The 20066-nt window shown below is 62.8% G+C and carries 21 protein-coding genes and 1 pseudogene; 16 read left to right on the top strand and 6 right to left on the bottom strand.

Annotated features, from left to right (window positions below; translation table 11 throughout):
• The 7 genes from R3C13_RS12165 to R3C13_RS12135 all read left to right on the top strand — a co-directional run bounded on the left by R3C13_RS12165 (position 1) and on the right by R3C13_RS12135 (position 5689).
• Positions 1-222 carry an RND transporter gene (locus R3C13_RS12165; RefSeq protein ID WP_371311098.1) on the top strand — a complete coding sequence of 74 codons (222 nt, stop codon included), beginning with the start codon at positions 1-3 and terminating at the stop codon, positions 220-222.
• Between the two features lie 14 nt (positions 223-236).
• Entirely contained in the window at positions 237-809 is a 573-nt protein-coding gene (locus tag R3C13_RS12160; protein ID WP_371311097.1) for an NUDIX hydrolase, read from the top strand.
• Positions 806-1219: a DUF1330 domain-containing protein gene (locus tag R3C13_RS12155; protein ID WP_371311096.1), complete on the top strand. Its 414-nt coding sequence runs from the start codon at positions 806-808 to the stop codon at positions 1217-1219. The genes R3C13_RS12160 and R3C13_RS12155 overlap by 4 nt, the downstream gene beginning before the upstream one ends.
• A 4-nt stretch (positions 1220-1223) precedes the next feature.
• Positions 1224-1646 carry a DUF1330 domain-containing protein gene (locus R3C13_RS12150; RefSeq protein WP_371311095.1) on the top strand — a complete coding sequence of 141 codons (423 nt, stop codon included), beginning with the start codon at positions 1224-1226 and terminating at the stop codon, positions 1644-1646.
• A 93-nt stretch (positions 1647-1739) separates the two neighbouring features.
• Positions 1740-2726 (top strand): glutathione S-transferase family protein, encoded by a 987-nt coding sequence (locus tag R3C13_RS12145; RefSeq protein ID WP_371311094.1) that lies wholly within the window; start codon positions 1740-1742, stop codon positions 2724-2726.
• Positions 2719-3828: a cystathionine gamma-lyase gene (locus R3C13_RS12140; RefSeq protein WP_371311093.1), complete on the top strand. Its 1110-nt coding sequence runs from the start codon at positions 2719-2721 to the stop codon at positions 3826-3828. The genes R3C13_RS12145 and R3C13_RS12140 overlap by 8 nt, the downstream gene beginning before the upstream one ends.
• A 166-nt stretch (positions 3829-3994) precedes the next feature.
• Positions 3995-5689, top strand: a complete 1695-nt coding sequence (locus R3C13_RS12135) for a carboxylesterase/lipase family protein (protein ID WP_371311092.1) — start codon at positions 3995-3997, stop codon at positions 5687-5689.
• Here the strand turns inward: R3C13_RS12135 and R3C13_RS12130 are convergent.
• A complete protein-coding gene (locus R3C13_RS12130; RefSeq protein ID WP_371311091.1) occupies positions 5654-6121 on the bottom strand; it encodes a GAF domain-containing protein in 468 nt (155 codons plus the stop codon). The two genes, R3C13_RS12135 and R3C13_RS12130, sit on opposite strands and share 36 nt — an antisense overlap.
• 219 nt (positions 6122-6340) lie before the next feature.
• Here R3C13_RS12130 and R3C13_RS12125 point away from each other — a divergent pair, with 219 nt between their 5' ends.
• From R3C13_RS12125 to R3C13_RS12100, 6 genes are read left to right on the top strand one after another with little or no spacing between them, the layout of a single operon-like run.
• Positions 6341-7081 carry a DUF4129 domain-containing protein gene (locus tag R3C13_RS12125; RefSeq protein WP_371311090.1) on the top strand — a complete coding sequence of 247 codons (741 nt, stop codon included), beginning with the start codon at positions 6341-6343 and terminating at the stop codon, positions 7079-7081.
• Complete coding sequence (locus R3C13_RS12120) at positions 7078-8307, top strand: DUF4350 domain-containing protein (RefSeq protein ID WP_371311089.1); 1230 nt, start codon at positions 7078-7080, stop codon at positions 8305-8307. Before R3C13_RS12125 ends, R3C13_RS12120 begins: the two co-directional genes overlap by 4 nt.
• Entirely contained in the window at positions 8294-9250 is a 957-nt protein-coding gene (locus R3C13_RS12115; RefSeq protein WP_371311088.1) for an AAA family ATPase, read from the top strand. The genes R3C13_RS12120 and R3C13_RS12115 overlap by 14 nt, the downstream gene beginning before the upstream one ends.
• The gene (locus R3C13_RS12110; RefSeq protein ID WP_371311087.1) at positions 9247-10560 is read left to right on the top strand and encodes a DUF58 domain-containing protein; all 1314 of its coding nucleotides are present in this window, start codon (positions 9247-9249) and stop codon (positions 10558-10560) included. The genes R3C13_RS12115 and R3C13_RS12110 overlap by 4 nt, the downstream gene beginning before the upstream one ends.
• Positions 10557-11558, top strand: a complete 1002-nt coding sequence (locus tag R3C13_RS12105) for a stage II sporulation protein M (protein WP_371311086.1) — start codon at positions 10557-10559, stop codon at positions 11556-11558. The genes R3C13_RS12110 and R3C13_RS12105 overlap by 4 nt, the downstream gene beginning before the upstream one ends.
• Complete coding sequence (locus R3C13_RS12100; protein WP_371311085.1) at positions 11555-12499, top strand: RDD family protein; 945 nt, start codon at positions 11555-11557, stop codon at positions 12497-12499. Before R3C13_RS12105 ends, R3C13_RS12100 begins: the two co-directional genes overlap by 4 nt.
• Here the strand turns inward: R3C13_RS12100 and R3C13_RS12095 are convergent.
• Complete coding sequence (locus R3C13_RS12095) at positions 12496-13650, bottom strand: DUF3137 domain-containing protein (RefSeq protein ID WP_371311084.1); 1155 nt, start codon at positions 13648-13650, stop codon at positions 12496-12498. The genes R3C13_RS12100 and R3C13_RS12095 overlap by 4 nt on opposite strands.
• A 63-nt stretch (positions 13651-13713) precedes the next feature.
• Positions 13714-14478, bottom strand: coding sequence for a GGDEF domain-containing protein (locus R3C13_RS12090; protein WP_371311083.1), 765 nt, complete (start codon positions 14476-14478; stop codon positions 13714-13716).
• A 320-nt stretch (positions 14479-14798) separates the two neighbouring features.
• On the opposite strand from R3C13_RS12090, the gene groES reads away from it, so the two are divergent.
• From groES to R3C13_RS12075, 3 genes and pseudogenes are all read left to right on the top strand, one after another.
• The gene (gene groES / locus R3C13_RS12085) at positions 14799-15089 is read left to right on the top strand and encodes a co-chaperone GroES (protein WP_371311082.1); all 291 of its coding nucleotides are present in this window, start codon (positions 14799-14801) and stop codon (positions 15087-15089) included.
• A gap of 55 nt (positions 15090-15144) precedes the next feature.
• A pseudogene (gene groL, locus R3C13_RS12080) lies at positions 15145-16777 on the top strand (chaperonin GroEL).
• A 195-nt stretch (positions 16778-16972) separates the two neighbouring features.
• Positions 16973-18592: an acyl-CoA synthetase gene (locus tag R3C13_RS12075; protein ID WP_371311081.1), complete on the top strand. Its 1620-nt coding sequence runs from the start codon at positions 16973-16975 to the stop codon at positions 18590-18592.
• On the opposite strand, the gene R3C13_RS12070 is transcribed toward R3C13_RS12075, so the two are convergent.
• Genes R3C13_RS12070 through R3C13_RS12060 form a run of 3 tightly spaced genes read right to left on the bottom strand, consistent with a single transcriptional unit; the run spans position 18589 to position 20053 of the window.
• Positions 18589-19020 carry a PaaI family thioesterase gene (locus tag R3C13_RS12070; protein WP_371311080.1) on the bottom strand — a complete coding sequence of 144 codons (432 nt, stop codon included), beginning with the start codon at positions 19018-19020 and terminating at the stop codon, positions 18589-18591. The genes R3C13_RS12075 and R3C13_RS12070 overlap by 4 nt on opposite strands.
• Positions 19017-19481, bottom strand: coding sequence for a DUF192 domain-containing protein (locus tag R3C13_RS12065; RefSeq protein WP_371311079.1), 465 nt, complete (start codon positions 19479-19481; stop codon positions 19017-19019). The genes R3C13_RS12070 and R3C13_RS12065 overlap by 4 nt, the downstream gene beginning before the upstream one ends.
• A gap of 50 nt (positions 19482-19531) precedes the next feature.
• Entirely contained in the window at positions 19532-20053 is a 522-nt protein-coding gene (locus tag R3C13_RS12060) for a cold-shock protein (RefSeq protein ID WP_371311078.1), read from the bottom strand.
• Positions 20054-20066: the final 13 nt, after the last annotated feature.

Here is a 20066-nt window from a genome sequence, read left to right as displayed (position 1 = left end):
ATGCTATCCCTTCTCGACAATATTCCGCTCAGCCTTGCCATCGTCGCCTGTCTGACGCTCGGCCTCGCGCCGTTCACGCCCGAACCGCATCTCTGGGAGAAACTGAAAATGCTGGCCGGCGGCACCCTGCGTCGTCCGGTCGATATTTTCGACCTGTTCCTGCATGGCACGCCATGGATTATCCTGGCCGCCAAGCTGGCCCGCATGGCGCTTGCAAAGTGAGTGGATAAGGCCCCATGAAGCCCTGGACGACCCTCTCATCCACGCAAGTCCTGCGCGACCAGTTCATGGGGCTTCGTACCGACCGGTGCCAGCGCGCGGATGGCCATATCGTCGAGACTTACCATGTCTGTGAACTGACGGAGTGGGTGACGGTCGTGCCCGTGACGGACGAAGGCAATGTCGTTCTGGTGCGGGAATACCGTCATGCCGCAGGCGTCATCATGGTCGGCCTGCCGGGCGGCGTATCCGATCCCGGTGAGGCAGACTGGGCCGCAGTCGGCGCGCGGGAACTGCGCGAGGAGACCGGCCATGTCGCGCGCGAAATGCACCTGATCGGCACCTGCTATCCCAATCCGGCGCTCCAGAACAACCGCCTGCACTATTACCTCGCCCTCGGCTGCACGCCCGGTCCCGGCCAGGCGCTGGACCCGAACGAGGAAATCGAAATACTGGAAATGCCGTATGCAGAATTCCTGGATTACGGACAGTTCGAAATTCAACACGGCCTCCACGCCGCCGCCCTCTTTTTTGCGGAGTGCTTTTTCGGGAAACACCCGGAGCTTCGCCCCAGACAGGACAGATCATGACCGCCAAGCAACCCACCCCCGACCAGTTGAGAACTTTCGCGACCGATGCCCATGATGGGCCGATCGTGATGATCAATCTCCTGAAATTCCGCGACAAGGCCGAATATCCGGCAGACGCCCCGGAACATGGCGACGGCGCGACCGGGCAGGAAGCCTATGCCCGCTACGGCGCGGGCCTTGCGACGTTCACCGGCGAGCCGCAAATCGGGCTGAAGATCCTCTATGCTGGCCCGGCGGCACGCTTCGTGATTGGCGAGGGCGACTGGGACCAGGTGGCCGTGGTCTTCTATCCTTCTCGCGCACATTTCGTCACCATGACGCAGGATCCGCGCTATCACGAAGCGCACCGGCATCGCGATGCCGGTCTGGACCATCAGCACCTGATCGAAACCCGCCCGATGGGAGGATAAGTCCATGCCGGCCTTCCAGCCGACCGCGGCCCAGTTCCGCGCCTTCCGCGATGATCCGTATGACGGGCCGATCGCGCAGGTGAATATCCTGAAGTTCCGCGTCAAAGCGGAATACCACCCCGACGACCCGGAAAACGGCAAGGATGAGCCGGGCAGCGTCGCTTACCAGCGCTATGCCGACGCCTTTGGCGTGGCGGCGGCGGAGGTTGGCGGACAGTGCCTGATGATGGGACAGGTCGAGCGCTATTTCATCGGGAATGGCGACTGGGACGCCGTGATGGTGATGTTCTTCCCGAACCGTAAGGCATTCATCGCCACGCTGAACCATCCCGACTACAAGGAGATGAGCCGTCACCGCGATGCCGGCCTCCTGTGCCAGGAGCTTCTGACGACCCGGCCTTTCCGGGCCGAAGGCATCAGCCTCTGAGCGGGGCTTGGACGCCGGCGCCTGTCCCGTCTATACTCGCGCGCGGGGCGGCATGAAGCAGGCGATCTTCACGTTCCGCAACAGGAGGGACGTGTGAGCCATTACGAAATCTATGGGGCGCTCGGGTCACCCTATTCGATGAAAGTGCGCGCGGCGATGCGGGCCAAGCGCCTCGTCCACACATGGACCGGAATGACGGCTGAAGAACGCGGGCACGTCATGCCGAATGTAAAGGCGCCGGTGATCCCCGTGATCCGCCGGCCGGACGGCTCATGGACAAATGACTCGACCCCTTTCCTGCTATCGATAGAGGGAGAGGGACGCAGTCTGCTGCCGGACGACCCCGTCGCCCGGTTTGCTTGCCTCCTGCTGGAAGACATGGCCGACGAATGGTTCATGAAGGCGATGTTCCATTTCCGCTGGGCCTATGCCGAGGATGCCGAATGGTGCGCCAACTGGCTGATGTTCGACTCTCTTCCCAATGCCGGCCTCGGCGCGATTGAACCGGCCGCGGCGAACATCCGTGAGCGGCAGATTTCCCGCATGGCCCTCGTTGGCTGCACACCGCAGACCAGCCCGCTGATCGAAGCCAGCTGGCGCCGTGCCTGCCACGCGCTCGAAGCCATGGCGACGGGGCCGACGAGGTTCCTGTTTGGCAACGCCTTCTCGCTTGCTGATGCCGCATTTTACGGCCAGCTGAAAGTCATGAGCTATGACCCGACGCCAATGGCCTGGCTACGGCGCGAGACGCCTTACCTCTATCGCTGGCTGGACCATGCCGACGATGCGAGCGGCATGGACGGCGCATGGGCAGAAGATATAGGCGCACCCGTGAAGACACTGCTCGCCCTGGCGGGTGACACCTACCTCCCCTTCCTGAAGGCCAATGCCGACGCCGCAGACGCGGGGAAGGAGGCCTTCGGCCTGATGATTGAAGGCGGCCGCTATGAGCAGGGCGTGTTCAAATACCAGGCGAAATGTCTCGCCAGTCTGCGGGCAGCCTGGTCGGAACTCGATGTGCCCGCCCGCGCCCAGCTTGACGCGTGGATCGGGCCCGGCGCAGAAATCCTGAATGGCTGATCCTTCCTCTCCAATGTCGCGGCTGCTGCACCATCGCAGCGAACACCTTGCCAAGGGCGATCCTGTGGCACTGCCGATCGTGGCGTCCTCCACATTCCTGCTGCCGGGCGATCCCGACGGCAGCCACTTCTATGGCCGCAACGGCAATCCCACCGTCGAGCAGGTCGAGGCGGAGATCGGCGTTTTTGAAGGCGGCGAAGCCGTGCTTTTCCCATCCGGCATGGCGGCGGTCGCATCGGTGTTTTACGCCTACCTCCGGCCCGGCGACACGGTGCTCGTTCATTCCGACGGCTACTACAATGTCCGTGCGCTGCTGGAAGCGCAGTTTGCCCCCATGGGCATCCACATCCACACTTGTCCGACTGCAGACATGATGTCAGCCGACAAAACCGGCTGCCGGCTGGTGATGATCGAAACGCCCTCCAATCCGGGCCTCGCTGTGTGCGACATCGAGGGGGTGGCAGCACGGGCGAAGGCTGCCGGCGCCCTGCTCGTCGTCGACAACACGACCCCCACCGCCATCTGCCAGCAGCCGCTCGATCTCGGCGCAGATATGGTCGTCATGTCGGACACAAAAGCCATGGCCGGGCACTCGGATGTGCTGGCAGGACATGTCGCTGCGCGGAACACTTCCCTGCTCGAACCGGTGAAGACCTGGCGGCGCCTTGCCGGGGCCATCGTCAGTCCGTTCGACGCTTACTTGCTTCACAGGGGAATGCTGACGCTGGAGATTCGCCTTTCGCGTGCATGTGCCAACGCAATGGCGGCCGCCGAGGCGCTGCGCAGCCATCCTGCCGTGAAATCGGTTAACTATCCCGGCCTCACGAACGACCCGTCCCACGAGGTTGCCTCAAGACAGATGCGCGACTTTGGCCCGGTTGTGAGCTTCTGCCTCGCCAATCGCGAAATCGCAGAAAAATTCATTGAAAACAGCCCGCTTGTGACCGCTGCCACCAGTTTTGGCGGCGTGCACACCAGCGCGGAATGCCGGATCCGCTGGGGCGATGACGTTCCGGACGGCTTCGTGCGTCTCGCTTGCGGCATCGAACCGACAGATGATCTTGTGGCTTCATTAACACGCACATTGGATTCTCTCGCCTGATCGCCTGAGCGTTCGGTGACTCACCATTGCGCTTTGGTATAGTGATTGCAGGTTGCGGGGTCGGTACACATCGATGAAACGCCTCAGTATAGTTCTCTTTTTCCTGCTCATCGCGGCAGGCGCGTGGGGGTGGTTCAAGATCACCTCCCCCCCGAAGCCTATGCAATTGGCTGAGCCGATCCGGATTAACCAGGGCATCGTTCTTGGCGGCATCGATCGCGACAATTCCGAAATTCAGGTTTTCAACGGCATTCCGTATGCCTCCGCAAGCCGCTGGGCTGCGCCGGGCGACCCACCGCAATGGGGCGCCGTTGCCCGCGACGTGCGCACCTATGGTCCGGAATGCATCCAGTCGCGCCGGAACATCGACGGCTTCTTCAACCGCATCCTGGATGGCACCGGCCTGCCCTGGTGGAAGCGCACGGCGGCCCGCCGCCTGATATCCGCTCGCCCGGCCCCCGCGGAGGCGGAGGACTGCCTCTTCATCAACGTCCGGTCCGGCAATGTCGGGCACAAGCAATTGCTGCCGGTCATGGTCTGGATTCATGGCGGGGCGCACCAGGCCGGGTCAGGCTCGAACGATCTCTACCAGGCGAATGCGCTGGTAGAGAATGGTGTGGTTCTTGTGACCTTCAATTACCGTCTCGGCCCGTTCGGTTACCTCGCCCATCCGGCCCTTACAGAAGAAGCCGGCACCTCAGGTAATTACGGCCTGATGGACCAGGTCGCGGCGCTGCGTTGGGTACGCGCCAACATCCGCACTTTCGGCGGCGACCCGGACAATGTCACCCTTTTTGGCGAAAGTGCCGGGGCCCAGTCCATCAGTGAACTGATGGCAACGCACTATGCCGACGGCCTCTACCACAAGGCGATCCTTGAAAGCGGCACCAGCAGCTACAACGCCCTCTATCGCAATGACGCGCCCCTCATCGGGTCGCGCAGCGCAGAAGATGTCGGCACAGAATTCCTGAGCAGCCTGACGGACCAGACCGTGACGGCGACCGAACTTCGCCGGATTCCGGCTGCTTCGATCATCGCCCGCGTCGAAGCCCGGCAGGACCTGGCGGGCTATTTCCTGCCCGTGGTGGATGGAAAGATCCTGACCGAAACCGTCGGCGCCACCATCCGCGCAGGCGACGCCCCAAAGGTTCCTGTGCTGGCCGGTTACAATGCCGACGAAGGGACTCTGTTCTATGGGTCCATCCGCTCGCCGACCATTCTGCGGCCGGGCATCACCGGAACGCTCGATCAGCGCGAGCAGGAACTTGCGGAAGTGTTCGGCGAGAATCCGGCCAAGGCGCTCCAGGCGCTTTACAGCATGGATTCAGAGCGCTCATGGGATGCCGGCGCAATGGACATGCTGGGCGACGACCTTTTCGGCGTGCACATGCGTTTCCTGTCAAAGGCGAACGCGACCGCTGGCCGTCCGACCTGGATGTATTTCTTTACCCGCACGACGCCGACTCGCGGACAGACCATCGGGGCCTATCACGGATCGGAAATTCCCTTCGTGTTCGGATCATCGTCTACCCTGCTGCCGATGAGCGACAAGGACGAACGCCTCGCACGGACGATGCAGGCCTACTGGACCAATTTCGCGCGAACCGGCGACCCGAATGGCGAACACCTCCCACCCTGGCCGCCCTATACGCCGGCCGGCGACGAATGGCTGGTGCTGGACCATGAGATCTTTTCTGTGAACGGGATCCGCGCCCGAAAGCTGGATATTCTGGAAGAGCACCTGATCGACCGGATCGACGCCGTATCCCGCGCGACCGAGGCCGACCCTGAGTTCGATGCGACGCTGATGACGACGCTGCCGGTTTCAGGCGGTGAGGATCACCTGGCAGATAGCAACTAGGCCTGCCTCGTCGATTTCATCGAACGCGTCATAGTCGGTCGAATCGACGTCCAGCACCGCGGCAAGTTTGCCCGCCGGGTCGAAGACCGGCACGACGATCTCGGAATTCGACGCCGCATCGCAGGCGATATGCCCCGGGAAGGCATGCACGTCCGGCACGATGATCGGCATTTCCGTCTCGGCCACATGGCCGCAGACGCCCCGGCCAAACGGAATCCGGAGACAGCCGAGCGTGCCCTGATAGGGGCCGATCACCAGCTCCCGCGGTTTCAGCGGGTCGACCAGGTAGAACCCTGTCCAGAAATATCGTGGCTGGAAGGCCTGGGCCAGCAGGCAGGCCGCCGTCGCGTAGCGTGCTGTTGTCGAGGTCTCGCCTGCAACAACCGCTTCGATTTCCGCCTTCAGGTCGCGGTAGGCCGTCACCTTGTCCATGCTCTGCCTCATCTCTGCCTTGGCGCGGCTATATCGGCTGAACGGGCAGGTTCGCAATAGGGCGTTGAAGCCCGGTGCGACCTCTGAAATAGTCTGGAGCGAAGGCAGGCCGTCCGGCGGCCATGAGAGGAGTGCCCGGTGCGGTTGAGGTCAAGGACAGGAACTGCCCTTACGCTCGCCTGCCTGCTTGCTGCATCCGCACTTGCACAGGTGCCGGAGGTGACTCCGCCCACGGTCCACACGCAGCCGGGAACGTCGTCAGACGACACCGACTATGACGAGCCGGACGACTACGAATATTATGACGACTATGAGGACAGCCACGCCGAGACGGACCTCGACAGCTTGGATGCCGCGCATGAGACTTACCTGAAGAAGTCCGGCCTCCAGCTGGAGCGCCCGGAGTGGGAGCGGCCAGACCAGCCCCCACCGAAACCGCCGCCCAGCTGGATGAGCTGGCTCAGCGACTTTCTCGGCAGGCTGGCGCCGCTGTTCCAGTTCCTGTTCTATGCCATCATCGCGGCAGTCATCGGGGGCTTTCTCTATTTCCTGTTCGGCGAAGCAATCCGCGTCCGCTTCGGGAAGCCGAAGCTGGGCGACGACAAGATTGGCGATGACGTGCTGGCCGACATCCGGCCGGATGCGGCCATGGCGCGCTCGCTGCTGGAGGAGGCCGACACCCTCGCCCGCGCGGGCAAGTTTGCCGAGGCGGTGCACCTTCTCCTCTTCCGCTCCATCGAGGACATCCAGACCCGGCTGGAAGGTGGCGTTCCGAAATCGCTGACCGCACGGGAAATCGGCAGCCTCGGTCGCCTACCGGACCGGGCACGCAAGGGCCTGCACCCGATCATCGAAATCGTCGAGCGCAGCTTCTTCGGCGGGCGCGCAGTGGACGCAGAAAGCTGGCAGCAGGCGCGTACTTCCTATGAGGATTTCGCCTTCGGTGAGGGCTGGGCATGAGCGACACGGCCGCCACCTCCAATTCCCCCTTCTCGACGCGGACAGTTGCGATCCTGATTGCGGTCGCAGTGTTCTCCTTCGCGGCCGTGATGGTGCTGGCCGGCTGGGCACCGGAACTGCGCGACCGGAACGAAGCGGGCGACCACCCCTTCTCGACATCGGCCATCGGTTATAACGGCTTCTACCAGCTGCTCGAAGACCAAGGCTATCCGGTCGAGATTTCCCGCTTCAAGCACGACCTCGAAAGCACCGACTGGGCGACGCGCATCGTCACGCTCCCCCACTGGATCGGCGACAAGGCGCTGGAAGACTACGTGCCGGTCTCGACCACACTGATCGTGTTGCCGAAATGGACGGGACTTACGGACCGCGACAACCCGAAATTCCAGAAAGACACACGCTTCACGGACGCCAGCACCGTCAACGACCTGCTGGCTCTGCTCAAGATCGGCGGAGAAGTCGGGCGCATCGACGTGCCCGCAGAAGTGGACACGCCCTTCGGCGAAATGGCGCTCAAGCCCGACGTGAAAATGCAGGTGATCCAGTCCTCGACGCTGGAGCCGGTCGCGGGCACGAAAGATGGCATCCTGCTCGGCCAGGTGCCGGGAGAGGACATTTATGTCCTTGCCGATCCGGACATGATCAACACGTTCGGCCTCGCGCGCATCGAGAATGCGCGCTTTGCCGTGCAGGTCATCGACTACATCCGCTATTCCAGCGACGAGCCCATCGTCTTCGATGCGACTCTCCATGGCTTTGAGCGCTCGGAAAACCTGCTGCAGATGATGTTCGATGTTCCCTTTGTCGGCGCGACCCTGGCCGCGTTCGCCACGGCGCTCCTGCTCGGCTGGGCAGCGACCGTGCGGTTCGGCCCGCCAGCACGCGAAGGCCGCGTCATCGCACTCGGCAAGCAGGCGCTCGCCGACAATTCGGCTGGCCTCGTCACGATGGCGCGCCGTGAAACGAGGATGGCGCCGGGCTATCTCGCGCTGATGCGACGGCGCGCGGCCGCCGATATCGGCGCGCCGAAGACACTTACCGAAGCGCAACTATCCGCCCTGTTCGATCGTCTGGGTCCGGAGGACCAATCCGGAAAGACCTTCTCCCAGATCGCTTCCAGCCTGAAAACCACCACGCCAAACCGCGAAACGCTGCTGCATTCAGCGCGCGAGCTCTGGCGTTGGCGCCATGACATTCTAAGGAGATCCCCGAATGACCCCAAGTGACATCCGCGCGCTCGCCGGACGCATCCGCGAAGAAATCCACAAGGCCGTAATCGGCCAGGACATGACCGTGGACCTCCTGCTCACGGCCCTGTTCTCCTCCGGCCATGTTCTCCTCGAAGGCCCCCCCGGCACCGCGAAGACGCTGCTGGCGCAGTGCTTCGCGAAAGCCATCTCGCTGGATTTCGGGCGGATCCAGTTCACGCCGGACCTCATGCCCGGCGACGTGCTCGGCACTAACCTCTTCAACTTCCAGAGCAATGAGTTCACGCTGACCAAAGGGCCGATCTTCACGGACCTCCTGCTGGCAGACGAAATCAACCGGACGCCGCCGAAAACCCAGGCCGCCCTGCTGGAAGCGATGCAGGAACGCACCGTCACCATCGATGGCGACACCTATCCGCTGAACGACCGCTTCATGGTGATCGCGACGCAGAACCCGATCGAGCAGCAGGGCACCTATCCCCTGCCCGAAGCGCAGCTAGACCGGTTCCTGTTCAAGCACACGCTGGACTATCCCTCGCGCGACGAAGAATTCGCCATCGTTGCGCGCCACGGCACCCGCACCGGAATGCGCACACCGGATGCGTTCGGCGTGAAGGCCGTTATCAGTGTCGAGGAGCTGAATGACGCCGTCAATTCGGTCGCCGCGGCCACCCTGAAGGATGACATCATCGCCTACATCGTCGACATCGTGCGGGCGACACGCACGTCGCCGGCTCTGGAAACCGGCGCGAGCCCTCGGGCGGCTTCCGCGCTGGCTACGGCTGCACGGGCACGCGCGGCGCTCGATGGCCGCGACTTCGTCATTCCGGACGATGTGAAGACGCTTGCCCTGCCGACACTGCGCCACCGTGTGATCCTGTCGCCCGCGGCAGAGATCGAAGGCAAGACGACCGATGAAACGCTCGCCACCCTGATCGAACAGACGGCGGCGCCCCGGTGATTTCCCCGACCGCCCGCGCGATCTGGCTCATGCTGCTGGGGTTGCCACTGATGGTGGCCATCGCGCTGCTGCGGCCGGAACTGTGGATCGTGGCGGCGGGATGGATTGCGCTGGTCGGCGGACTGATGCTGCTCGACGCGATGATCGGACCGGCGCTCCGGGCCTTCCGGGTCGAGGTGGATCCTCCGGCGATCCTCTATTCCGGCGGTGACGATCCGTTACCGGCGGTCTTTTCCTTCACGCGGGGCGCGGTTCCGCGCCGCATCGAGGTTCAGCTGGAGACCAATGATTTCCTGGAGGACATTCCGGCGCGCGGCCTGCGCGGCTGGGAAGGGCGCGCGCGGCCGCATGAGTTTGCGCTGACGCCGCTGCGCCGGGGGACGGCGCGGCTGGTGCGCATCTGGAGCCGCTGGCGGGGTCCGTTCGGTCTCGTGCAGAAGCGGCATATCCATGACCTTGGCATCGACATTCCGATCACGCCGAACATCCGCTGGGTGAAGGACGAGGCGATCCGGCTCTATTCGCGCGATGCCGAATTCGGCATCAAAACGCAGATCGAGCGCGGAGACGGACACGAATTCGACGCCCTGCGGGAGTTCATGGCGGGCATGGACCGGCGCGCCATCGACTGGAAGCACTCGGCACGCCACCGCCACCTGCTGGGCAAGGAATACCGTACCGAGCGCAACCACAATATCGTCTTCGCCTTCGATACCGGCCGCCTGATGAGCGAGCCGCTGGGCGGCGTGCCGAAGATCGACCGCGCGATCAATGCCGGCCTGCTCCTGACCTATGTATCGCTGCGCAATGGCGACCGGACGATGTATTTCGGCTTCGATGCGCGGCCGGGCCTGTCGAGCGGGTTCCTCACCGGATCGCGCAGCTTTCCGAAGGCGCAGAGCCTTGCGGCCGGGCTCGACTATTCCACCGAAGAAGCAAACTTCACGCTCGCCCTGTCGACGCTGGCGAGCCAGCTGGAGCGGCGCAGCCTCATCATCATCTTTTCCGATTTCGTCGACACAATCTCGGCCGAGCTGATGCTGGAAAATGTACGGCGCCTGACGGAACGCCATCTGGTTCTCTTCGCGACCTTCGAGGACGAAGCCCTGTCGTCCATTGCCGACGCGCGGCCCGACACGCCGGAAGACGTGACGAAAGCCGTCATCGCCGGCTCGTTGTTATCTGACCGGGAAGTCGTGTTCCGGCGCCTGCAGCGCATGGGCGTTCAGATCATCGAAACGAAGCCCGAACAGTTTGGCGGCACGCTCATTTCGCGTTACCTCCAGATCAAAAAGAGGGACATGCTGTGAGCGATGTTCTGAAATCCTACCGCTTTCGCGAGGAACGTGAGGCCGACTGGCGCAAGCTGGACCTGATCCTGACCCGCGCCGAGAATTCCGGCGTAAAGGGCCTCAGCGATGACGACATGGCTGCCCTGCCGCAGCTTTACCGGCAGGCCGTGTCATCGCTCTCGGTCGCCCGCTCCATCTCGCTCGACCAGAACGTCGTCAATTACCTCGAAGGCCTCTGCACGCGCGCCTATTTCTTCGTCTATGGCGCGCGCAGTTCGATCGGCGAGCGGATCGCGCAATTCTTTCGCGAAGACTGGCCCGCCGCCGTGCGCAGCGCGGTCTTCTCGACCGTGCTCGCGGCCCTCTTCCTGTTCGGCGGCTGGGCACTCGCCTTCTTCCTCTGCCTGCAGGACATGGACTGGTTCTGGACGATCCACGGCCACGGCTTCTTCGACGAACGCACGCCGGACGCGACCTACGAAACCCTGCGCGCAACCATCTATACAGAACCGGGTGAAGTGCGGGACGACCAGCTGACGGCGTTCTCCAGCTTCCTGTTCAATAACAATGCCCAGATCGCGCTGTTTGCGTTCGCGCTCGGCTTCGCTTTCGGCATCCCGACGGCCTGGCTGCTCGTCTACAATGGCGTGATGATCGGCTCGCTCTATGCCGTTTTCTGGGACAAAGGCCTCGGCTATGAATTCACCGGCTGGCTGATGATCCATGGTGTGACGGAACTGTTTGCCATCATCCTTGCGGGCGCTGGCGGCTTCATCATCGGCGGCGCAGTGGCGTTCCCAGGCAGGCTCAGCCGCATCGCGTCAGCGCGCGTTGCCGGAAGGCGGGCGGCGAATGTGGCCATGGGCTGCGTGGTCATGCTGATCATCGCGGCCATACTTGAAGGCTTCGGGCGGCAGCTGATCAATTCCGACACCGTGCGCTATTCGGTGGCCGGCGTGACGCTGGTCCTGTGGCTCGGCTATTTCTACCTGCCCCGGAAGGCGCGTTCGGAATGACTGCGCAGGCCCCATCCCCCGCCATGCAGGTGAGCATCGAGGCCGCGCGCCGCCGCCGCGCCCGCATGGCCGAGGAACAGCGCCAGTCGAAGATGACGCGCGTGCTGGTCACGCCGGAAGGCGCCGCCATTCGGCTGAAGCTGGCGACGGCGGCGGAACGGGCGGGCGCCTTCGCCATCGACGTCGCGATCCAGTGGGCCATCGTGATTGCATCCCTGCTGGGGCTCAGCGCACTGTCCGGGCCTTTCGGCATGGGCAGCGGGGCGAACATCGCCTTTGCCTTCTGGCTGGTCTTTTTCTTCTTCGTCCGGAATTTCTACTACATCTTCTTCGAACTGGGCGCGAAGGCAGCGACGCCCGGCAAGCGGGCGCTGGGCCTGCGGGTCGCGTCCCGCGATGGCGGACGTCTCACCGCCAATGCGGTGCTCGCCCGAAACTTCACGCGCGAACTGGAGATCGGCCTGCCGTTCCAGTTCATGTTCATGGGACAGGATCAGGTAACGTCCTGGCTCGCCCTGCTCGGCCTCGTCTGGTCAGGCGTGTTCCTGTTCTTCCCGGTGTTCAACAAGGACAAGATGCGGATTGGCGACCTGATCGCCGGCACATGGGTGATCCGCGCGCCAAAGGTGACGCTGATGGGCGACATCAGCCATGCCGCCGCAACCGCACCGCGCTCTGCTTCCATCGCCTTCACCGCTGAACAGGCCGACGCCTATGGCATTCATGAGCTGCATGTTCTCGAAGACGTGCTGCGCCAGTCGACACCGCAGATCAAATCGCAGGTGGCCGAGCGCATCCGGACCAAGATCGGCTGGATCGCCGCGCCCGGCGAGACCGACATCGCGTTCCTGGAAGCGTATTACGCCTCCCTGCGCCGCCGGCTGGAGCAACGCATGCTGCTGGGCCAGAAGAAGATCGACAAGTACGACACCCGCACCTAGAGGCGGCCTTTCACCCAGTCGCGCGTCAGGAAACCGTCGATAAGGTCGCACAGCAGGCCGAGTTCCGACAGCGCGCTCGAAAACCGGCGCGGATCGACCAGCGGCTCGAAGATCGAGCCTGCCTCGAACTGGTCCGGCGCTTCCAGCGCGATGGTCATGTGGCCGCTTTCGAACACGCCTCTCAGCTTGCCGCCGGAGAAGTGGCGTTCCAACGCGATGAGCCGTTCCATCCGGTCTGGTGCGAGGATCGCGCGCGCCTCAACCTGGTCGTTGGAGTAGACGGTAAAGGCATCCATCAGCTCCTTCGAAATCAGGTCGACCTTTTTCAGCTCGCCCGCGCCCTTGCCGCGCTTCCACCAGCCGGACCGGGCCATGACGGTGCGGCCAAGGAAGCGTTCGGGGAACTCCACATGCACAAGGATGCCCTGGAACACGGTCTGGCTGTTCTTGCCGCCACTATCCAGCCTGACTTCGACCAGAGAAAATTTCGCGCCGGCGCGCTCGCCTTCGATCAGATCTTCGAATTTGCGCTTTGCGTAGCCGGGCAACAGGGCCGCATCCTTCAGGATCTGAAAAGCCGGGGTTGGCGGCGGGCCACCTTCGCCATCGTGCGAGCTGACCGTCACATCGCCGAATATGGTCTTGAATGTCCTGGCATCGCCGATCTGCGGACCAGTGAGGGTTTCCGCGAGTTCCTTGCTGTGCGCCATCAGGGATTTGAGATCGGACACGCCGGAAAGATCCGGGTGCAGGGTCTGGTAGGTAAAGCCGAACAGGCGGCAGGCCGTGCCGAGCACGAGGTCTTTCGTCTCGCCCTTCAGCGAATAGACTTTCAGCCAGTCCATACCGGAAACTGCCGCGACCACGACTGCCACCAGGAAGAATAAAAGCGGAAAGAAAAAATCGCCTGCGCCGATCACGCCATAGATGACTGTCGCGATGATCAGCGCGAGGACGCCGGACACCACCGTTTTCCGGATCGCCTTGGAAACGGCCTGCTTGCGGACCGCCTCGCGCTCGCCGAGCCGCGGCGCGAGTTCGTTGTCCCAGATCCGTTCGACGTGCGCAAATTCCGGCCGGCGTGTCGCCAACTCCGCCAGCGGCCTCGCGGCCTTGATGCTTGAAGCAATATCCGATCGTCTGGCAGCCATGAGTCCTCCCCGGTCGGTCCTTCATGCAGGGAGGCTCAGGAAAAATCCAGCCAGTTTCAAAGATCAGGCGGCGCGGCGGGCCTTGCCGGTAAAGGTGATACAGTTCCGTCCGGCGGCCTTGGATTCGTAGAGCGCTTCATCGGCGCTCGCCATGACATCATCGAAGACGGCATTGGCGTCCATCAGGGCGAAGCCGAAGCTGGCGGTCACCGGGATCTCATGGTTCCCGACCTTCACGGGCGTGCGCTCAAGCCGCGAGCGCACCCGCTCCAAAACGATCTGAGCGGTGGCTTCCGTCACATCGCTCAGCATGAGGGCGAATTCTTCCCCGCCCCAGCGGCCGAACTTGTCGAACGGGGTGCGGATCTCCGCATGGACGGCCAGCGCAACGCGCTTCAGCACTTCGTCGCCTGCCTGGTGGCCATAACGGTCATTGATGGTCTTGAACCTGTCGAGGTCAATCAGGGCGAGCGCCGCGACGGCACGGGTGCGGCCTTGGCGCGCGATTTCCTCTTCGACGGCGAAGCGGAAGAAACGGCGGTTGAGCACGCCGGTCAGCGGGTCCGTGGAGGCAAAGGACTCCAGCTGGCGCTGGTACCTGCGCATCTGGAATTCATGCTGGGACGCGATGGTGGCTGTCGGGATGGCGACGCAGGCGGCGACCACGAGATTGGTGAGCAGGAAGTTCTGGCTGTCGGCCATCAGGCCCGTCTTGTAGACGAACACCGAGAACGTGAACGAGAGCGAAAGCGCGGTGATCGCCACGAACAGGAAAAACGTGAGCGAATCCCTGAGGTCCTTGGACCTGTCGGCTGGCATCCAGTCCATTGTAACGACTCCTTCCTGGCGTCGACCCGCAGAGTCGCATGCAAGTGATACTGTCGTGCCAACAGCGCCTTTGAAATTTCCGCGCCGGCTTCAGGGACTGGAAACCGTAATATCGGTGGCAGGCCCCGCTCCTCACGACAGACCCTGCCGGGCCAGGATTCCCTGAGAAAATTTCACAATCTTCCGGTTGACGGCCTCAAGGGGGCACCTTAACTCCACGCCATCGTTAGCAGTCGGCCGGGGTGAGTGCTAAATCGCCCCGACGGTGCTGACTTCCGTGAGATCAAACCAACTCGCATAGAGACTAGAGGGCAAAAGCAATGAAACTTCGTCCCCTGCATGACCGCGTCGTCGTTCGCCGCGTCAAGGAAGAGGAAAAGACCAAGGGCGGGATCATCATTCCCGACGCCGCAAAGGAAAAGCCGCAGGAAGGCGAGATCGTCGCCGTCGGCAAAGGCGCCATGGGCGATGACGGCAAGGTCGTCCCGCTCGACGTCAAGAAGGGCGATCGCGTCCTGTTCGGCAAATGGTCCGGCACCGAAGTGAAAATCGACGGTGAAGACCTGCTCATCATGAAAGAGAGCGACATCATGGGCGTGCTGGAGAAGTAATCTCCACCCCTGATCGCGTTCCAAAATACAGCAAATTCAAAGAGGTAAACTCGAAATGGCTGCAAAACACGTAGTTTTTGGCGCTGATGCCTGCGAAAGATGTCCAAGGGCGTCGACACGCTTGCCAACGCCGTGAAAGTCACCCTCGGCCCGAAAGGCCGTAACGTCGTGATCGAAAAATCCTTCGGCGCCCCGCGCACCACGAAGGACGGCGTCACCGTCAGGAAGAGATCGAGCTTGAAGACAAGCTGAGAACATGGGCGCACAGATGCTGCGCGAAGTCGCCTCCAAGGCGAACGACGCCGGTGACGGCACCACGACCGCAACGGTTCTCGCTCAGGCCATCGTCCGCGAAGGCATGAAGCGCGTTGCCGCCGGCATGAACCCGATGGACCTCAAGCGTTGGGCATCGACAAGGCTGTGTCCGAAGTCATCTCCGACCTCGCTCACCACGCCAAGAAGGTGAAGACAAACGAAGAGATCGCCCAGGTCGGCACCATCTCCGCCAACGGCGAAACCGAAATCGGCGCGATGATTGCTGAAGCCATGGCGAAAGTCGGCAATGAAGGCGTCATCACGGTCGAGGAAGCCAAGGCTCTCGAAACCGAGCTGGACGTCGTTGAAGGCATGCAGTTCGACCGCGGCTACCTCAGCCCCTACTTCATCACGAACGCAGACAAGATGATCGCCGAACTCGACGACGTCCTGATCCTGCTGCACGAGTCGAAGCTCTCCAGCCTGCAGCCGATGCTGCCGATCCTGGAATCCGTGGTCCAGTCGCAGAAGCCGCTGCTGATCATCGCTGAAGATGTCGACGGCGAAGCCCTCGCCACGCTGGTGGTCACCAAGCTGCGCGGCGGCCTGAAGATCGCCGCTGTGAAAGCCCCTGGCTTCGGCGACCGCCGCAAGGCCATGCTGCAGGACATCGCTGTCCTGACGGGCGGCCAGGTCATCTCCGAAGACCCGGCATCAAGCTGGAAAACGTCGGCATGGAAATGCTCGGCAAAGCCAAGCGCGTCACCATCGACAAGGACAACACGACCATCGTCGACGGCGCCGGCAAGAAGAAAGAGATCGAAGCCTGCATCTCGCAGATCAGGCAAGCAGATCGAAGACACCTCGTCCGACTATGACCGTGAGAAGCTCCAGGAGCGTCTTGCGAAACTGGCCGGCGGCGTTGCTGGTATCAAGCAGGCGTGACGGAAGTCGAAGTGAAAGAGCGTAAGGACTGCGTCGACGACGCCCTGAACGCAACCCGCGCAGCTGTCGAAGAAGGCATTGTGCCGGGCGGCGGCGTCGCTCTGCTGCGCGCTTCGCGCAACATCGACGTGGTTGGCGACAATGACGACGAGAAGGCCGGCATCGACATCGTGCGCAAGGCCCTCGAAGCCCCGGTTCGCCAGATCGCCGAGAACGCAGGCGTCGAAGGCTCCGTGGTCGTCAACACGATCCTGCAGACCAAGACCCGCTCGCACGGCTTCAACGCCCAGACGGAAGAGTATGGCGACCTGGTTGCCATGGGCGTGATCGACCCGGTGAAAGTGGTCCGCTCTGCCCTGCAGAACGCAGCCTCTGTTGCAGGCCTGCTGATCACGACGGAAGCCTCCATCGCGGAAGCGCCGAAGAAAGAATCGGCTGGCGGCGGCGGTATGCCGGACATGGGCGGCATGGGCGGCATGGGCTTCTAAGCCAGCCAGTCCATTCCCCTGCGGAATGACCCAAGGGCGGCCCTCCGGAAACGGGGGGCCGCTTTCTTTTGGCCATTGATGGCGTCCGGCGCGCTGATACGATTGGCCGGAAATGAGGGCGGCAAACGCTCCGGTAAAAACTCCGGTAAGGCTACGGGAACACTCCGGCCAGCGGATTCGTAGGAGGAAATGCGGATGAGCGCGAAGAATTACTACAATCTCGGGGACATCCTGGATGTCATCGGCAGCGTTCTCGGGCCGGAGGATATGGCCCTGGTGCATGGCGACCGGCGCATCAGCTGGCCGGAAATGACCGCGCGGTCGAACCGGCTGGCGCGTTACCTGCTTTCCGCAGGTGCGCAATGCGGGGACAAGGCCGGCTTCTACCTGCGCAACCAGCCGGAATACACGGAGGCGCTGGCCGCCTGCTTCAAGGCGCGGCTGACGCATGTGAATGTCAATTATCGCTACCTCGAAGACGAGCTCTACTACATCTTCGACAATTCCGACGCGACGGTCGTGTTCTTCGATGTCGAATTCGTCGACCAGGTGCGCAAGGTGCAGCCGCGCCTGCCGGACGTGAAGGTCTGGGTGCAGGTGGGCGGGGGCGCGCTTGAGCCCTACGCCGTGGCCTATGAGGATGTTGTCACGCATGGCGACGGCTCGCCGCTGGCGATCGAACGCTCGCCCGAGGACATGCTGTTTCTCTATACGGGCGGCACGACCGGCATGCCGAAAGGCGTGATGTGGACGCACGAAATCTGGCGCCAGGCCGGGATTGAAGGTGCCGAATCCGCCGGCCTGCCGGTGCCGCAGGATCTCGACCAGCACGCCATGGTGGTGAAGGCGCTCGGCCGGCTGGTGAACTATGTACCCGTCTGCCCCCTGATGCATGGGACGGGCCTGTTCACGGCGATGAATACGCTGATCGGCGGCGGGACCATCATTACACTGACGAGCAACAAGCATTTCGACGCGCACAATCTGTTCGAGACCGTTGAGCGCGAAGGCGTGACCAATATGGCAATTGTCGGCGATGCCTTCGGCAAACCGATGCTGGCGCTGCTGGACGAACATCCCGGCCGCTACAAGCTGGACACGGTCATCGGCATCGTCTCCTCCGGCGTGATGTGGAGCACGGAGGTGAAACAGGGCCTGATAAAGCACATGCCGCAGGTTGCGCTGACCGACAGTTTCGGCGCCTCGGAAGCGGTGGGGTTCGGCACCTCCGTCATGACGGCGGAGGGCGAGGTGAAGACCTCGAAATTCACCATCGGGTCCAAGTGCAAGGTCTTCACCGAGGATGGCCGCGAAGTGGTGCCCGGCAGCGGCGAGGCCGGCTTCATCGCGCGCGGCGGGGCCGTGCCGCTCGGCTATTACAAGGATCCGGAAAAATCCGAAAAGACCTTCAAGACCATCAACGGCGTCAGATATTCCGTACCCGGAGACTGGTGCACGGTGGAGACAGATGGCACGATTACCCTCCTGGGGCGCGGGTCAAACTGTATCAACACGGCAGGCGAAAAGGTCTATCCCGAGGAAGTCGAGGAGGCACTGAAGGCGCATGGCGCGGTGAAGGATGCTCTGGTCGTCGGCGTACCGGACGATAAATGGGGCCAGGCGATCACCGCGGTCGTTTCGCTGGATGCGCCGGCGGACGAGGCAACCCTGCGCGACTTCGTGAAGACCAAGCTCGCCCACTACAAGGCGCCGAAGCGGATCCTGTTCAAGGACGATCTTGGCCGGGCGGTGAACGGCAAGGCGGATTACAAGTCGATCAAGGCCTTCGCGCTGGCCGAGCTGGGCCTCGCCTAGCGGGACTTGCGGCGCAGGCACCGGAACACGGCATCGGCACGCGCGACGAGCGCGCCACCGGGCTTCACGAGGGTGCACATGACGTGGACAAGTTCCCCGTCGATGCCTTTCACCTCGGGATGCGCTTCCAGCCAGGTGCCTTCCTGGACAATGTCCATGAATTCCATGGTCAGCTTGATCGTCACCGATGAGCGCCCGGTGGCCAACCAGACCGCCCAGGCGAGGGCACTGTCGGCAAAGGCGCAGATCATGCCGCCATGCATGAAGCCATGGCCGTTGCAGTGCCTGTCGAGCACCCACATACCGCTGCGGATGTCGCCGTCTGCCTCCGCCAGATAAGACGGGCCATTATGAATGGAGAATTTGCCCCGCGTCGGCCGCAAGGCGAAGCCGGGTGGCGGGGCCTTGTGACTGGCCTGAGCCGTCATCCCTGGCTGTTGCCGAAGATCTCGTGATGGACCGTGTCGCCGGGCTCGATGCCGAGTTCCGCAGTGCGTCCGCCGGCAAGTTCCAGAACCGATTTCACCGGCACGCCCGGATTGATGGTGCGCAGCGAGCCGGGAACGGTGTTGCGGGCGATCGCGACGACCTTGCCCTTCGCGTCGATGAACAGCATGTCGAGCGGGATCAGCGTGTTCTTCATCCACATGCTCGCTTCACGCGGCTGGCCGAAATCGAAGATCATGCCGGCATCCGGTGCCAAGCTGTCGCGGTTCATCAGACCGATGGTGATCTCTTCCGGATCGTCGGCGAGTTCGACCGTGAAGGCGTGCGACCCGTTCCCGGACGCGACGGTCAGCGGCCCGGTTTCGAGCGATTGCACCTGCGCCAGCGCAGCCGGAGCAGACAGGATCAGGGCGAAAAGGCCGGAGGCAAGGATGCGTTTCATGGGCACTGGTTTAGCCGCGCCCCACACGGGCGGCAAGCGCTCGTGGCTGTTCAGATCGGCTTCAGCGCTGAAACATTAGCGCCCTTGCTGCCCATGCCGATGACGGCGTCGAGGCACATGCCGGGCTCGAGCTTTTCATAGCCGGCCTTCCGCATCACGACGGCATGGATGAAGATGTCCGCGTCGTCGCCATCGCGCTGAACGAAGCCGTAGCCGCGGGTATTGTTGAACCATTTGACCATCACCGGCTCATATTCCGGCGTGACGCCCTGCTCCTTGGCGATGACAGCCTTGGGGCGCTCCATCTCGATGATGTTGGCCGTTTGCCAGCCGCGTTCGCCCTGCATGGCGTCGCACACAATCCGGGCACCTTCGTCGGCATAGGATTCGCCATACGTGCGCAGGCAGGTGATGTGCAGCATGACATCGCCGGACAGGCTGGCGTCGGACGTCGACTCAGCCACGATGAATCCATAGCCCTTCGCGCTGTCGAACCATTTTACACGGCCGATCACACGCACCGTTTCCGGCGTCGGTTCATTTGAATCGGATGCCACAGCTATGCCCGTCATCAACCCTATTTCC

Source organism: Hyphomonas sp., assembly GCF_041398385.1.
Classification (GTDB): domain Bacteria; phylum Pseudomonadota; class Alphaproteobacteria; order Caulobacterales; family Hyphomonadaceae; genus Hyphomonas.
The sequence above is the reverse complement of the archived record's forward strand: the minus strand, read 5'-3'. Positions and strand labels throughout refer to the sequence as shown.